The sequence below is a fragment of the Tabrizicola sp. genome (assembly GCF_034366665.1).
Taxonomy (GTDB): domain Bacteria; phylum Pseudomonadota; class Alphaproteobacteria; order Rhodobacterales; family Rhodobacteraceae; genus Tabrizicola.
This window is the reverse complement of the sequence record NZ_JAXMMF010000028.1, coordinates 16,967-31,164: the sequence shown is the minus strand read 5'-3', so window position 1 is coordinate 31,164 and position 14,198 is coordinate 16,967. Positions and strand designations below refer to the sequence as shown.

The following is a 14,198-nucleotide window of genomic DNA, read 5'->3' as shown; positions in this document are numbered from 1 at the left end:
GCGACTTCGTCCGAGATCTGCATCTTTGCTGCGTCTGCCATGATGTGCCCTTAACGGTGATCGGTCTTCAGCTTGCGCTCCAGGTACATCGAGTACCGCGACATGCCGAAGCAGATGAGAAAGAAGATCGCGCCGACAAAGATGTAGGGCTCCCAGTAGATGCCCTTCCAGTTGATGTCGGCGCGCAGGATCGTGGTCACGCCGCGCAGCGGGTCCATCAGACCGACGAAGCTGACCAGCGTCGTGTCCTTGAAAAGCCCGATGAAGGTCGAGACGATGGCCGGGATCGACACCTTCAGCGCCTGCGGCAGGATGATCAGGCGTTGCGCCCGCCAGTAGTCCAGGCCCAGCGCATCCGCCGCCTCGTACTGGCCGCGCGGCAGGGCGGCAAGGCCACCCCGGATCACCTCGGCCAGGTAGGCAGCAGCGAAGAAGGTGACCAGGATGATCACGCGCAGGATGATGTCGAAGTTCGTCCCCGGTGGCAGGAAGTACTGCAGAAGCAGCGATGCGGTGAAAAGCAGCGTGATCAGCGGCACGCCGCGCACGAATTCGATGAAGCCCACGGACAGTGTCTTGACGATCAGCATGTCCGACTGACGGCCCAGCGCCAGCAGGATGCCAATCGGCAGCGAGAACGAAATCCACGTAACTCCGATCACGGTGGCCAACAGAAAGCCGCCGAACTGGTCCGAATTGATGGACCGGATCTCCAGCGGAAGCATCGAGTGGAGGGCGCTGAGCAGCGGCACGTCAAGGTAAAGCCACCATAGCGCCGCCGCGACGATGCCGGCGCCGGCAGCTGGCGCAAGGCCGATCAGGGGGGATGTCAGGCGGAACACCGCATAAAGGACTGCAAAGCCTGCCATCGCCACGATCGGCGACCAGATCGACCCGCCCCAGAGCAGCCAGAAGCACAATGCCGGATAGACCAGCGTGAACCACAAGAGCTTGCCGGGAAGGACCTGCGCCAGCGCGATCAGCCCCGCAACCAGAACCACTACCATCACAAAGGCCGACGTGGGCGCCTGCGAAAGATAGAGTGTGACCAGCAGGAAGGCCGCCACGACGCCCAGAACAAGGGTCAGGTTGCCCCTTTGCCCGGCATACAGCACGGGCGCAAGTGCCGCAAACAGCAGCCCGAACGCCAGGATTGGACGCCACCATTCGGCAGGCGGGTAGAAGCCGAACAGGAAGGCCCCCCACCACACCCGGATCGAGGCCCAGCACGCCCCGGTCGCGCCTTCGCCGGCCTTGGCCTGCACGATCTCGCGACATTGCGACAGGCTCTCGGCGTTCCAGACGGAGTTCAACCACCAGGGCAGCGACGACGCGACGATCCAGTAGACGAACAGCGCGCCAAGGATGGTGAGCACGATGTTCAACGGTGTCGAGAACAGGTTCTCGCGCATCCATTTGACCGCCCCGCGTTCGGTGATCGGCGGCGGCAGCGGAGGAAGCATTTCAGTGCGGTTGAAGCCTTGGGCCATGTCAGCGCGCCTTCAACTGGACGGAATTGTTGTACATGTTCATCACCGCCGAGATCATCAGACTGATGGACAGATAGATCAGCATCATCAAGAGCATGCACTCCAGCTCGCGCCCGGTCTGGTTCAGCGTGATGCCCCCCAGCGTGCCGCGCAGGTCCAGATAGCTGACCGCGATGCCAAGCGAGGTGTTCTTGGTCAGGTTCAGATACTGGCTGATCAGGGGCGGGATGATGACCCGCAGCGCCTGCGGCAGGATGACCAGGTTCATCGTCCGGTTCGGCCGCAGGCCCAGCGCGAAAGCCGCCTCGCTTTGCCCTCGACTGATGGCCTGGATGCCCGCACGGACGATCTCGGCGATGAAGGCGGCGGTGTACAGCGTCAGCGCGATCAGAAGCGCCGTGAAACTGTGGGCGACCAGAATACCGCCCTGGAAGTTGAAGCCCTGCAGCGTCGGAATCTCCAGGTGAAAGCCCATCGCGACGATCAGCGCGATCACGGGCACAAACAGGACAAGGATGGATTTCCACCAGGTCACCGGCCGGACGCCCGTGGCCTCTTGCGTCGCACGGGCCGACTGCAGGATGCGTCGGTTGATCAAGACCGAGCCCACGATGACCGCCAGGATCGCCCAGAAATCCAGGTTCAGCGACATGAACCCAAGGTCCAGCGTGCCAAGCCCGCGTTCAAACAGGGCAGAGGGAATGTTGGTCCCACGGTTCGTCACCGCAACCGTGTCGAACAGCATCATCGAGGCTGCGGGCTCTTCCCCGGCGGCCACCATCTCGTCCGTGACGCGAAAGTCGCGCGGCTGCGGTGTCACTTCCGACAGGATGACGTAGGACAACAGGATCCACAGCAGAAGCGGCACGTTGCGGAACATCTCGACGTAGACGGTCATCAGCCGGCTCACCAGCCAGTTCCGCGACAGCCGCAGGACGCCGATGATCACGCCAAGGATGGTGGCGAAGATGCAGCCCAGGACGGCCACGACAAGCGTGTTCAGAAGGCCGATCAGCAGGGCGCGGAAATGGTTGTCGTCGTTGTTGTAGGGGATCAGCTGCTGGCCGATGTCATAGCCCGCACGCTGCCACAGGAAGCCGAAGTTGAACTCCTTCCCGCGCGCCGCCAGGTTCTGCACGGTGTTGTTCAAAAGCCAGGCCACAGCCAGGGCGAACAGGATCAGCACCACGATCTGGATCGTGTAGGACCGGTACCGCGTATCGTAGATAAGCATCGACAGCCGAAAGCCATCTTTCGGCGCATCCGTTGCCATTGTCATGGCTACCCCCTGTTTCCGATCGGCGGCCCTGGTTTTCCAGATGCTGCGGGGTCATCAAGCGCGCCCCTGGCCTGTCGGATCTATGTCGTTGAAGCAAGAAGTCGGGGGCGCCGTGTGGCGCCCCCGGAGTGACCTAGATCAACGGAAGGGCGGAGCGTACTGCAGCCCGCCCTGGGTCCACAGCGCGTTCAGGCCGCGGGCCAGGTTGATGGTCGTGCCTTCGCCAATGTTGCGCGAGAAGATCTCGCCGTAGTTGCCGACGGCAGCAATCGAACGCTTGAAGGCGTCGTTGTCGAGGCCGAACTTGGCCCCCATCTCACCCGAAGCGCCCAGGAGACGCTTGACTTCCTCGTCGGTGGTCGAGGCCAGAACTTCCTCGACGTTGGCCGAGGTGACGCCCTTCTCTTCAGCGATCAGCAGCGCGAAGTAGGTCCAGCGGACGATATCGCCCCACTGGCTGTCGCCATGACGGACGACCGGGCCCAGCGGCTCTTTCGAGATGATCTCGGGAAGGATGACGTGGTTTTCGGCATCCGGCATGGTCGCGCGGCTGGCGGCCAGGCCCGAGGCGTCGGTGGTGTAGGCGTCGCAAGCACCGGCCAGATACTGGCGCTGCGCTTCCGAATCGTCGGCCACGGTGACCGGCTGATAGCTGATGTTGTTCTGTTTGAAGAAGTCAGCCAGGTTCAGTTCCGTGGTCGTGCCGGTCTGGATGCAGACGGTGGCGCCATCCAGTTCCTTGGCCGAGGAAACGCCCAGGTCCTTCTTCACCATGAAGCCCTGGCCGTCGTAGTAGTTCACGGCCACGAAGTCCAAGGCCAGTTCGCTGTCACGCGACGAGGTCCAGGTCGAGTTGCGGACCAGCAGGTCGACTTCACCGGACTGCAGCGCGGTAAAGCGCGTCTCGCCGGTGGTGGGGACGAACTTCACCTTGTTCGCGTCACCCAGAACGGCCGCAGCCACGGCACGGCACAGGTCGACGTCGAAGCCGGCCCAGTTGCCGCTGGCGTCCGGCGCGCCGAAGCCGGTCAGGCCGGTGTTCGACCCGCAAAGCAGCTCGCCCCGCGCCTTGATGTCGTCGAGGGTCGCCGCACTTGCCAGACCCGCCACCAGCGTGGTGGCCGCGAGCGCGCCGAAGAATACGGATTTTTTCATTCTTACCTCTTCCTGAGTAAGTGGCCTTCCAGGGCCAGTTCTTTTTGTGCGCGACCGGGTCGCGCTGTCGTGGATGCAGGGGGTCCTGCCCCCTACTGCGATATAGTTTCGGCTAAAGCGCTTTTGTAGGTCAAGCAGGCACTGTCGTAATCGGGAAAAATGCTTGTTTCCGACGGCTTACGGCAGGCGTTCCGCCTTCGAAGTCAGGGTTGCACAGTTTTCGGGCAGAAATGTCACCCACACAATACGTAGAATCGGTCCGCCTGCAGCAAAGCCTCGCGCTTTCGGGCGGCGACTTCGGCGGCCTCCTCGTCCTCGCCCCAAAGCGCGATCTGCCAGTCCTCGTCGACCCGCGACAGGGCCCAGGCCTCGTCGGCGGTGATCCGGCCCCGTGCCACGGCCAGCGCCAGCACCAAAGAGCCCGAGATCGCCACCAGGTCATGAAACGCGGCAAGCTGGAACGGGCTCATGGCATGGACGTGGTGCCGCAGCGCCGCAAGGCTGGCCTCGGGCTGGGCGACATGCATCACGCCCGTCGCCTGGCGCAAGGGCGCGCCAAGGTCGTCCCGCGCCCAGTCCAGAAGCGGGTCCCAGCCTTGCGCCTGACGTGCGGCCAATGCGGCAGGCCCCTCGGCCCGGTAGCACAACAGATCGCTACCGCCGTATTCCGCCAGCATGTCCGCCACGGCGGCAAACTGGGGCTGCACCTTGTCGATGGCCGAATTGGCCGAGCGGGTATACGGCATCGTCTCGGGGTTGACCGAAGTTTCCTGCGCCTGCCATTCCGCCGCAACCGCCTGGGCCAGCGCCAACGTCGGCAGAACCAGCGGCATCTTCAAGGGCGTACGGACCGGGCGGGCGTCAAGCTGCACCGAGAAGCCACCCTCCACCGGGATGACGCTGGCAGTGGTCCAGAAGCGACGGGCCGCCCAGACGCTCACCTGATCACCTCGAACGGGTCTGCCGGAACGTCGTCTTCCTTCCAGTCCAGCAGCTTCCAGGTCCGGGCCATATGCTCGGGCAAGGGCGCGGTGAAGGTGATCTGCTTCTTGGTGATCGGGTGTTCGATGGTCAGGCTGCGTGCGTGCAGGTGCAGCTTCCGGGACAGATCGCCGCCCGCCCCCGCGCCCCAGCCATCGCCCAGGTTGTCCGCCTCGCCGCCGCCATACTTGCCGTCGCCCAAAATCGGATGCCCGATCTCGGCCATATGTGCCCGCAGCTGGTGGGTCCGCCCCGTGACCGGCTCCAGCGCCATCCACGACAGGCGCGCGCCCAGGAACCACAGGGTGAAATAGTCGGTCTGCGCGCGCTTGGCATCGGGATGGTCGGCCAGTTTCGCGGGATGGACGCACAGCATCTTCTCGCTGTCCCCCCCCCTGCCCCGCCCGCCCGGAGCCTTCTCCAGCGCGAACTTGATCGACCCCTGCCGGGGATGCGGCACCCCTGCCACGACAGCCCAGTAGATCTTGCGCGCCGCCCGGTGACGCAGCGTCTCTGACAGCGCGCGCGCGACCCGGTCGGTCCGCGCCAGCATCAGAAGACCCGAGGTGTCCTTGTCCAGCCGGTGCACCAGCTTTGGCTTTTCCTTGTAGCCGAACTTCAGCGCCTCGGCCAAACCGTCGACATGCCGGTCGCCCTGCCCGCTGCCGCCTTGCGAGGGCAGACCCGCCGGCTTGTTCAGGACGATCATGTGCTCGTCCTTGTACAGGACCGCCGCCTGGATCATCTTGGCATCGGCCGCCGACACGCCCTCGATGCGCGCCTCGGTCCGCGCCACCTGATCCGGCAAGGGTGGAACCCGCACCATCTGCCCCGGCTTCACGTGGTCCGACGCCTTGACCCGCCCGCTGTCGACCCGGACCTGCCCCGTGCGGCACAGCTTTTCGACGGCAACCTGGTTCAGTTGCGAGAACCGGCGGCGCAGCCACTTGTCCAGGCGCTGTTCGCCTTCATCTTCGGTCACGGTCAGGTTCTGGACACTCATGTCAGGCTCCGGGCAATGGCCACGCCAAGCGCGACAGCGATCAGGGACAGGGCGACGGACCCCAGGACATAGGCGGCCGCCTGCAGGGGCTGGCCGGCCTCGGCCAGCTTCAGCGTGTCCAGCGAGAAGGCCGAAAAGGTGGTGAACCCACCCAGAAGGCCGGTCATCAGCAGGAAATGCCAGCTTTCACGGCTGCCGATCAGGATGAACGCCACCCCAATCACAAAGCAGCCCAGCACGTTCACCGCAGCCGTCCCCAAAGGCGCGCCGATGGCCGAAACCATCAGGTAACGCAGGACAGAGCCCGCAGCGCCGCCAAGCGCGATCAGAGGAAGGGTCAGGGACATTGGCCTGCTTTGCGGCGGGATGGGCGAATTGTCAATGCAGGGACCTTGCCGCCCTTCCCCGCGATTCGCCAAGCTTGGTTAACGGCTTTTCGGCCATACGCGCGTATGGACGCTTTCCATACCGGAACCAGACGCCCTCCATACGGTCAGAATGTCCAAAAACTGCAACGATTAACCCAGCGATTCCAAGGGTTTCACCACAAGTGTCGGGGGTGTTGCGTCGGCCCTCGCCAGACCGCAGTCCATCTTTGATCAACGAAGATCAGCCGTCCTGCCGTTTCGCCCGCAGCTTGGCGAAGTACTCCACCCGCTTCTTCAGCTCGCGCTCGAATCCGCGTTCGGGGGGCAGGTACCAGACGGGGCGCTTCATGCCCTCGGGGAAGTAGTTCTGCCCCGAAAACCCGTCCTCGGCATCATGGTCATAGGCGTAGCCCGACCCATAGCCGATATCCTTCATCATCTTGGTGGGCGCATTCAGGATATGCTTCGGAGGCATCAGGCTCCCCGTCTCGCGCGCCGCCGCCCGCGCCGCCTTGTAGGCCGTGTAGACCGCGTTCGACTTCGGGGCGAGTGCAAGATAAACAACGGCTTGCGCCAGCGCCAGCTCCCCTTCCGGGGACCCCAGCCGCTCGTAAGTCTGCCATCCTTGCAGACAAACCGCCTCGGCCTGTGGGTCCGCCAGGCCGATATCTTCGACCGCCATCCGGGTGATCCGGCGGGCCAGGAAACGCGGGTCCTCACCGCCCTCCAGCATCCGGGCGAACCAGTACAGCGCCGCGTCGGGGTCGCTGCCGCGGACCGATTTGTGCAGCGCGCTGATGAGGTTGTAATGCTCCTCCCCCGACTTGTCGTACTTCGCTGCCCGCCGCATCAACCTTTGGGAAAGCTGGTCGCGGGTAAGATTCTCCTCGACCTTCCACGCCGCCACCTGCTCGATGAGGTTCAGCAAAGCCCGCCCATCCCCATCCGCCATCTCCAGCATCGCCTCGCGCGCTTCGCCCTTCAACGGCAAGGCCCTACCCAGATCCTGCTCGGCTCTTTGCGCCAGACGCTCCAGATCAGTCAGTGAAAGTCGTTCTAGAACAATGACTTGGCTTCTGCTCAGCAGCGCCGCGTTCAGCTCGAAACTGGGGTTTTCCGTCGTCGCCCCGACCAGAAGGATTGTCCCATCCTCCATGTGCGGCAGAAAACCGTCCTGCTGCGCCTTGTTGAAGCGGTGGATCTCGTCGACGAACAGGAGTGTCCCCTTCCCGTTCTGCCGCCGCAGCTTCGCCGCCTCGAACACCTTCCGCAGGTCCGGCACCCCGGTGAAGATCGCGGAAATCTGGACGAAGTGCAGGTCCGTCTCATCCGCGAGCAACCGGGCAATCGTCGTTTTGCCCACCCCCGGTGGGCCCCACAGGATCAGCGAGGACAATGACCCCGCCGCCAGCATCGCGCCCAAAGGGCCGTCGCGGGACAGGACCTTTTCCTGCCCGATCACCTCGGCCAGGGACTTTGGTCGCAACCGGTCGGCCAGCGGACGGGGACCGCTGGCAGGCTGTGAGGGCATGTCGAAAAGATCGGCCATACCGCCACCTTACCCAAGCGAACCGCCGGACTAAAGCCGGAAGCGCAGCCGCACCGGCTCGCCCCCTCGCAGCAGATCAATCTGCCAGCGCCGCGACGGCACCTGCGCGGCCGACACCGCCTCTGCCGGAGTGGTGATCCCCTGCCCGTTGATCGCGATCAGGATGTCACCGGCCTGCAGTCCGATGTCAAAGGCCAGATCCGACGTCTCAAGCAGGATGACACCCTCGGCCTGCACGGGCAGGTGAAACTCGGCGATGATGGCCGGGTTGATGCGCGCCAGGACGGCCCCGCGCAGGATGATATCCTGGGCCACGCGCGTCAGCTGGCGGTCCGGCGTGTCCGGGGCAGGCCCCAGGATGACCTCGGCCTCGACGACGGCTCCGTCCTGAACATAGGTCACCGGCTGCGCGCCATTTCCAAGTACCGACAGCCGGTACAGAAACTCTTGCGGCGTGTTGACCCCGTTGCCGCCCAGCGACAGCACGACGTCACCTTCCGCCAGCCCCGCCGCCGCGAAGGCACTCTGCGGATGCAACGCAGTGATCATCACCCCAAGCGGACGGTCCATCCCGATGGCGTCCGCCAGGGCCGCGTCCACCTCCTGCCCCGTGATCCCGGCCCAGGGCCGGCGGAACTGCGTTTCCCCGGCCTGCGCTTCGGCGATCAGGGCCGCCACCAGATTCGACGGCACCGCAAAGCCGATCCCGTTGGACCCGCCGTCCTTGGTCAGGATCGCCGTATTGATCCCCACCAGCCGCCCCTGCATGTCGACCAGCGCCCCGCCCGAGTTGCCCGGATTGATCGGCGCGTCGGTCTGCACAAAATACCCCGTGCCATCCCCCACCTGCAGCGCCGACCGCGCGAGGCCCGAGACGATGCCGGAACTGACGGTCTGCCCCACTCCGAACGGGTTGCCGATGGCAAGCACCAGGTCGCCGACCTGCAGGGCGTCGCTGTCTCCAAGCTGCAGGGCTGGCAGGGGTTCGTCCGCCTGCACCTTCAGGACGACAAGGTCACTTTGCGGGTCCGCCAACAGAACCCTGGCTTCGTATTCGCGGCGATCCGCCAGCACCACGCGGATGTCGGTTGCGTCAGCGATGACATGGTAATTTGACACCACGATCCCGTCCGCCCCGGCAATCACACCCGACCCAAGCGAATTGCGGACCCGTGGCGGTCCGTTCAGGTCCTGGAAGAACTGGTCGAAAAACGGGTCACCGGCAAAGGGATTCGACCGGTCCTGCACCAGTTGGCGGGCATAGATGTTCACGACCGCGGGTGCGGTCTGGCGCACCACCGGAGCGAAGGAAAGTGCCACCTCGGCACTGGACTGCGGGACCGTGGTCTCGGCAGGCAGGGGTCCGGGCAGAAGCAGGAAAAGCGGCAGGACAAGACGCAGCATGATCACGACTCACAGGGCTTGGGTCCCGCTCAATCTGGGCGCTGACCGCAGGACAGGCAACAGGCGAGACCCGTCGCCTGTCCGCGGCGGGATCAATGCTTCGGGCCAGAGAAGTCCATCTCGACCACCTGGTTCTCGATCCCGTCGATCACAAGGACCGGCCCCATCGCCCGCATCTTGACGCCCACCCGGTCGGCCCAGCGGGGCCAGGTCGCGGCAAGCAATGTCAGGCAATGCGTCGCGCCAAGGCTGCGCACCGTGTCGCCCAGTTGCGCGATGAGCTGCGCATGGACCCGCCGCCGGATTGCCGCCGGAGTGTCATGCGACACGAACAGCCGCGAGCTTTCCCAGATGTGCCCGGCCATCGGCGCGGGGTCGTAAAGCAGGTTCGCCGGGATGGTTTCCAGCAGCCCGCGCTGCGCATCGCGGATCATGTAGCTGTAGATGCCGCAGCCGTGCGTTGTCGGCGTCAGGCGGTTGCCCGCCAGCACCTTGCCCTCGTCGTCATGCACGACGACCCAGCGGCTGGCCGGAGTGTCATACTGGTCGTATTCCATGCCCATCGCCTCGGGCAGGTTCCACTTGTTGTGGACGATGAACAGCTCGCGCCTGGCGCGCAGCATGTTCGCGAAAAGCTCGCCGTGGTTGTGCATGTTGGCAAAAGAGAGAGTCGTAGTCTGCATGGGGTCCTCCTGCAGGGTGGGTTAAGTCGTAACCTTGCAGGAGACGTCGTCAGATCAGACGGTTGTCCTTGGCGCGCTGAATGGCCTCGGCCGTCGTCCGCGCCATCAGCCGGTTGCGGGCGGTGGTGATCCGGGCCTTCAGCGCGCTTTCAGAGATTCCAAGCTTTTCCGCCGCCTGAGCAAACCTGTCGCCCCCTGCAATCATTCTCAAGGCCTCGATCTGGGCCTCGGTCAGTGCCTCGGGGGGCTCGCTCAGATCATGCAGACGCAGAACCGTCCGCTCGATCTTCTCGATCTCCTCATCCCGAAACTCCCGGTCGGACCGGGCGAAACTGGCAATTGTGCGCGATTTGATCGGACCGCAGGCAACTGTCGCCCCGAACTTCAGGCCGTGACGCGCCGCTTCCTTGAAAAGTCCGAACGGGTCCAGCAGGGCGGTGTCGCTCCACCTGATCCAGCCAGTCCGCGAAAACCCCCACGCCGTCATCGGGTCCCGCAGGACAAACCCGTTCTCGGTGTAATGGTCGATCCAGCGCTGATCATAGGTCTGAAAGGTGAAAAGCGGCGAGGTGAAGCGGATGTGCAATCCGATGAAATACCCCGCATTGGCAAGCCGCGCCAAATTCTGCAGCTCAACGTCGATACGCGCCCTTACACTCATTTCAACTCATCATAACACATTGGGTCGCGCAACCCTAGGCTGACGACCACACGATTTCCAATCCTATTTCGCCGCGACAAGCGGCGACGCGACGTCCGTAGCCCGGATCAATGCAGCTTGGTCGCCATACTGATCGAGACGCAGACCGAGCGGGTGCCGTCCGTGTCAAGAACCGGGCCCGAGGGAATGCAGTCCAGGCCGACCCGGCGGGCCAGACGCGGCGAATTCTCGGGGATGATCCCCAGCAGCGTTGTCGCACCCAGCTCGCGGGCGGAGACCACCATCTCGTGGATCAGTTGCATCTGAACGCGCAACCGCTCGGCCGCGGGCACGTCATTCGACACGAAGACGCGGCTGGATTCCCAGATGTTCGGATCGACGGGGGCTTCGAAATTCAACAGATCCCGCGGAATCGTCTCCAGCAGCCCGCGCTGCGCGTCCCGGATCATGTAGGTGTAGATGCCGCAGCGGTGGGTGGTGGGCGTCAGGCGGACCCCGGCCATCACGTCACCGTCCTTGTGCACGCAGACCCAGCGGCTGGCGGGCGTATCATACTGATCGAACTCCATCCCGTTGGCCTCGGGCAGGTCCCATTTCGCGTTCTGGATGAACGTCCGATGCCGAGCCCGGAACATGTTGGCGAAAAGCTCGCCGTGGTTGTGGAGGTTGTCGTATGACAACGTGGTGGCTTCCATTCTTCATTCTCCTTCTTCTGGTGGGTCAAACCTTGGAAGGGACAGTCTGAATCAAAGCAGCCGATATTCCCGGGCCTTGCGGATTGCTTCCGACGCGGTCCGCGCCTCCAGCCGGATTCGTGCCGACTGGACGCGCGCCTTGAAGGCGCTTTCCGTGATGCCAAGTTTTTCCGCCGCCGCAGCATGCCTGTCCCCGTTGGCAAGGCATTGCAACGCTTCGATCTGCGCTTTCGTCAGGTCCGAAGGTGGCTTTGCCTCTATGTGCAGCTGGATGGTCACTTCCTTGAGTTGCCCCATCTCCTCGTCGGTGAATTCACGGTCCGAGCGGCTGATGCCGACAATCGAACGCGAGGTGATGGGCCCATAAGAAGACACGGCGCCGAAATTCAGGCCGTGGCCGGCGGCCTTCTTCATGACGCCAAAGGGATCAGGCAGCGGGATCGCGCTCCAGCGGGTGGTTCCCTCGACACCGACGCCCCAGAAGACAAGCGGATCGCGCAGATAATACGAATGGCTGTTGTAGTGTTCGACCCAGGAGGCTGGATAAGAGCTTCTGTAGATCAACGGCGTGGCAAAACGGATGTGAAGCCCGACGGTGTAGCCCATGGGGGCCAGCCGATCGAGCTGCTCAAGCAGCACCGTTATCGCCTTCCGTTCGGACATTTCCGATCACTTCCCTACTCGCACCTTGATTCTACTGAAAATTGATCTTGGTCCTAACGGCTACCTTTTCAAGATAGCTAATGCATGGCGGAAACAAGTTAAGAATTCAACCTTTTCAATGGAAAAGGCCCACCGTGTGGCGGGCCTTCACAATTCTGCCGTTGAGGGGGGTAATCAGGCCTCGACAGCTTCCAGACGGGCCCGGTCAGCCGCACCCTTGGCCGAGGTGTCGCGGTCCACGAACTCGATGATGGCCATCGGAGCCATGTCACCATAGCGGAAGCCGGCCTTCATGATCCGGACATAGCCGCCCTGACGGTCCTTGTAGCGCGGCCCCAGGATCGCGAAGAGACGCTCGGTGTGCATGTCCTGCTTCAGGGCCGCATGGGCCTGACGGCGGGCATGCAGGTCGCCGCGCTTGGCCAGCGTGATCAGCTTTTCGATGATCGGGCGCAGTTCCTTGGCCTTGGGCAGAGTGGTCTTGATCTGCTCGTGCTCGATCAGCGAGCCGCACATGTTGGCGAACATCGCCTTGCGGTGTTCGTGGGTCCGGTTCAGCTTCCGGTAGCCGCTTGAGTGACGCATTTTCTATCTCCTAACGCGTGTTTTGCTTTGTCCGGCAAGACCTACGTGTGGTCCCGCTCACCTTGGGCTTTCGCCAGTCGTTCCCCGCCATGTGCGGGCATTTGGGTGGGTGGGCAATACTGCCCACCCTACGATTGTCAGAACTGGTCCTCGAAACGCTTGGCCAGGTCCTCGATATTCTCGGGCGGCCAGCTTTCGACGTCCATGCCAAGATGCAGGCCCATGCCCGAAAGCACTTCCTTGATCTCGTTCAGCGACTTGCGGCCGAAGTTCGGGGTGCGCAGCATCTCGGCTTCGGTCTTCTGGATCAGATCGCCGATGTAGACGATGTTGTCGTTCTTCAGGCAGTTCGCGGACCGGACCGAAAGCTCCAGCTCGTCCACCTTCTTCAGAAGCAGCGGGTTGAACTCCAGCCCCGAGTCGATCTCGCCGACCTTGGCCGATTCCGGCTCTTCGAAGTTCACGAAGATCGACAGCTGGTCCTGCAGGATGCGTGCGGCATAGGCCACGGCATCGTCCGGTGTCAGCGAGCCGTCGGTCTCGATCTTCATCGTCAGCTTGTCATAGTCCAGCACCTGGCCCTCACGGGTCGGGGTGACTTCGTACGACACCTTCTTCACCGGCGAATAGATCGCGTCGATCGGGATCAGACCGATGGGCGCATCTTCCGGGCGGTTCTTGTCGGCCGAGACATAGCCCTTGCCGGTGTTCACGGTCAGTTCCATGAACACGTCGGCGCCGTCGTCGAGGTGGCAGATCACGTGGTCCTTGTTCAGGATCTCGATGCCGTTCGATTCCGAGATGTCGCCAGCGGTGACCACGCCCGGCCCCTTGGCCGAGATCGACAGGCGCTTCGGCCCCTCGACGTCCATCTTGATGCTGACGCCCTTCAGGTTCAGGACGATGTCGGTCACGTCCTCACGGACGCCCGCCACCGACGAAAACTCGTGCAGCACGTTGTCGATCTGGACAGAGGTGATAGCCCCGCCCTGCAGCGAGGACATCAGCACGCGACGCAGCGCGTTGCCCAGCGTCAGACCGAAGCCCCGCTCCAAGGGCTCGGCGATGACAGTCGCGACGCGGGCGGCGTCAGCCCCCGGCTTCACGACCAGCTGCGTCGGCTTGATGAGTTCCTGCCAGTTCTTATGGATCATTCTGAAGCCCCTATTCTTGTCCGCTGCCGATGTCCGAAAGCCGGCGGACGCCCGAGGATCGTAAACGACGAAAACCGGGCCGCGGGGGAACACCCCCACGGCCCGGCCGAAATCAGTACCTTAGACGCGGCGACGCTTCGGCGGACGGCAGCCGTTGTGGGCCAGCGGCGTCACGTCGCGGATCGAGGTGATCTGGAAGCCCACGGCGGCCAGGGCGCGCAGCGCCGATTCACGGCCCGAACCCGGACCCTGCACTTCGACTTCCAGCGTGCGGACGCCGTGTTCCTGCGCCTTGCGGCCGGCGTCTTCGGCGGCCATCTGGGCGGCGTAGGGCGTCGACTTGCGCGAGCCCTTGAAGCCCATCGTGCCCGAGGACGACCACGAGATCGCGTTGCCCTGGACGTCCGAGATCAGGATCTTGGTGTTGTTGAACGACGAGTTCACATGCGCCACACCAGCGGCGATGTTCTTGCGTTCTTTTTTCTTGGTGCGGGCGGCTTTGGTATCACGTGCCATGTTTCAAGCCCC

15 protein-coding genes are annotated in these 14,198 nt (G+C 63.6%); all 15 read right to left on the bottom strand.

Annotated features, from left to right (window positions below):
* Positions 1-50: 50 nt before the first annotated feature.
* Positions 51-1,463 carry an amino acid ABC transporter permease gene (locus U1E69_RS03365; protein ID WP_322242868.1) on the bottom strand — a complete coding sequence of 471 codons (1,413 nt, stop codon included), beginning with the start codon at positions 1,461-1,463 and terminating at the stop codon, positions 51-53.
* A gap of 28 nt (positions 1,464-1,491) precedes the next feature.
* On the bottom strand, positions 1,492-2,769 hold the full coding sequence (locus U1E69_RS03360; RefSeq protein WP_322242866.1) for an ABC transporter permease subunit: 1,278 nt from the start codon (positions 2,767-2,769) through the stop codon (positions 1,492-1,494).
* Positions 2,770-2,907: 138 nt separating this feature from the next.
* Positions 2,908-3,924 (bottom strand): amino acid ABC transporter substrate-binding protein, encoded by a 1,017-nt coding sequence (locus tag U1E69_RS03355; RefSeq protein WP_322242865.1) that lies wholly within the window; start codon positions 3,922-3,924, stop codon positions 2,908-2,910.
* 233 nt (positions 3,925-4,157) lie between these two features.
* Positions 4,158-4,865, bottom strand: coding sequence for an ATP12 family chaperone protein (locus tag U1E69_RS03350; protein WP_322242864.1), 708 nt, complete (start codon positions 4,863-4,865; stop codon positions 4,158-4,160).
* A complete protein-coding gene (locus tag U1E69_RS03345) occupies positions 4,862-5,908 on the bottom strand; it encodes an RluA family pseudouridine synthase (protein WP_322242863.1) in 1,047 nt (348 codons plus the stop codon). Before U1E69_RS03345 ends, U1E69_RS03350 begins: the two co-directional genes overlap by 4 nt.
* Positions 5,905-6,255 carry a fluoride efflux transporter CrcB gene (gene crcB / locus U1E69_RS03340; protein WP_322242862.1) on the bottom strand — a complete coding sequence of 117 codons (351 nt, stop codon included), beginning with the start codon at positions 6,253-6,255 and terminating at the stop codon, positions 5,905-5,907. Before crcB ends, U1E69_RS03345 begins: the two co-directional genes overlap by 4 nt.
* Before the next feature lie 262 nt (positions 6,256-6,517).
* The gene (locus tag U1E69_RS03335; protein ID WP_322242859.1) at positions 6,518-7,825 is read right to left on the bottom strand and encodes a replication-associated recombination protein A; all 1,308 of its coding nucleotides are present in this window, start codon (positions 7,823-7,825) and stop codon (positions 6,518-6,520) included.
* Positions 7,826-7,855: 30 nt separating this feature from the next.
* Positions 7,856-9,229 (bottom strand): trypsin-like peptidase domain-containing protein, encoded by a 1,374-nt coding sequence (locus U1E69_RS03330; protein ID WP_322242857.1) that lies wholly within the window; start codon positions 9,227-9,229, stop codon positions 7,856-7,858.
* A 92-nt stretch (positions 9,230-9,321) separates the two neighbouring features.
* Positions 9,322-9,912, bottom strand: a complete 591-nt coding sequence (locus tag U1E69_RS03325) for an acyl-homoserine-lactone synthase (protein ID WP_322242855.1) — start codon at positions 9,910-9,912, stop codon at positions 9,322-9,324.
* A 49-nt stretch (positions 9,913-9,961) separates the two neighbouring features.
* Positions 9,962-10,573, bottom strand: coding sequence for an autoinducer binding domain-containing protein (locus U1E69_RS03320; RefSeq protein WP_322242854.1), 612 nt, complete (start codon positions 10,571-10,573; stop codon positions 9,962-9,964).
* Between the two features lie 107 nt (positions 10,574-10,680).
* Positions 10,681-11,268 (bottom strand): acyl-homoserine-lactone synthase, encoded by a 588-nt coding sequence (locus U1E69_RS03315; RefSeq protein WP_322242852.1) that lies wholly within the window; start codon positions 11,266-11,268, stop codon positions 10,681-10,683.
* 51 nt (positions 11,269-11,319) lie between these two features.
* Positions 11,320-11,931, bottom strand: a complete 612-nt coding sequence (locus U1E69_RS03310) for a helix-turn-helix transcriptional regulator (protein WP_322242850.1) — start codon at positions 11,929-11,931, stop codon at positions 11,320-11,322.
* 174 nt (positions 11,932-12,105) lie between these two features.
* Entirely contained in the window at positions 12,106-12,516 is a 411-nt protein-coding gene (gene rplQ, locus U1E69_RS03305; protein ID WP_322242849.1) for a 50S ribosomal protein L17, read from the bottom strand.
* 137 nt (positions 12,517-12,653) lie between these two features.
* On the bottom strand, positions 12,654-13,670 hold the full coding sequence (locus tag U1E69_RS03300; RefSeq protein WP_322242847.1) for a DNA-directed RNA polymerase subunit alpha: 1,017 nt from the start codon (positions 13,668-13,670) through the stop codon (positions 12,654-12,656).
* Between the two features lie 120 nt (positions 13,671-13,790).
* Complete coding sequence (gene rpsK / locus U1E69_RS03295; protein WP_294968917.1) at positions 13,791-14,186, bottom strand: 30S ribosomal protein S11; 396 nt, start codon at positions 14,184-14,186, stop codon at positions 13,791-13,793.
* Positions 14,187-14,198 lie beyond the last annotated feature (12 nt).

Coding starts and splice junctions, on each gene's coding strand:
- U1E69_RS03365 (WP_322242868.1), bottom strand. CDS start 1,463: ATGCTTCCTCCGCTGCCGCCGCCGATCACCGAACGCGGGGCGGTCAAA.
- U1E69_RS03360 (WP_322242866.1), bottom strand. CDS start 2,769: ATGACAATGGCAACGGATGCGCCGAAAGATGGCTTTCGGCTGTCGATG.
- U1E69_RS03355 (WP_322242865.1), bottom strand. CDS start 3,924: ATGAAAAAATCCGTATTCTTCGGCGCGCTCGCGGCCACCACGCTGGTG.
- U1E69_RS03345 (WP_322242863.1), bottom strand. CDS start 5,908: ATGAGTGTCCAGAACCTGACCGTGACCGAAGATGAAGGCGAACAGCGC.
- crcB (WP_322242862.1), bottom strand. CDS start 6,255: ATGTCCCTGACCCTTCCTCTGATCGCGCTTGGCGGCGCTGCGGGCTCT.
- U1E69_RS03335 (WP_322242859.1), bottom strand. CDS start 7,825: ATGGCCGATCTTTTCGACATGCCCTCACAGCCTGCCAGCGGTCCCCGT.
- U1E69_RS03330 (WP_322242857.1), bottom strand. CDS start 9,229: ATGCTGCGTCTTGTCCTGCCGCTTTTCCTGCTTCTGCCCGGACCCCTG.
- U1E69_RS03325 (WP_322242855.1), bottom strand. CDS start 9,912: ATGCAGACTACGACTCTCTCTTTTGCCAACATGCACAACCACGGCGAG.
- U1E69_RS03320 (WP_322242854.1), bottom strand. CDS start 10,573: ATGAGTGTAAGGGCGCGTATCGACGTTGAGCTGCAGAATTTGGCGCGG.
- U1E69_RS03315 (WP_322242852.1), bottom strand. CDS start 11,268: ATGGAAGCCACCACGTTGTCATACGACAACCTCCACAACCACGGCGAG.
- U1E69_RS03310 (WP_322242850.1), bottom strand. CDS start 11,931: ATGTCCGAACGGAAGGCGATAACGGTGCTGCTTGAGCAGCTCGATCGG.
- rplQ (WP_322242849.1), bottom strand. CDS start 12,516: ATGCGTCACTCAAGCGGCTACCGGAAGCTGAACCGGACCCACGAACAC.
- U1E69_RS03300 (WP_322242847.1), bottom strand. CDS start 13,670: ATGATCCATAAGAACTGGCAGGAACTCATCAAGCCGACGCAGCTGGTC.
- rpsK (WP_294968917.1), bottom strand. CDS start 14,186: ATGGCACGTGATACCAAAGCCGCCCGCACCAAGAAAAAAGAACGCAAG.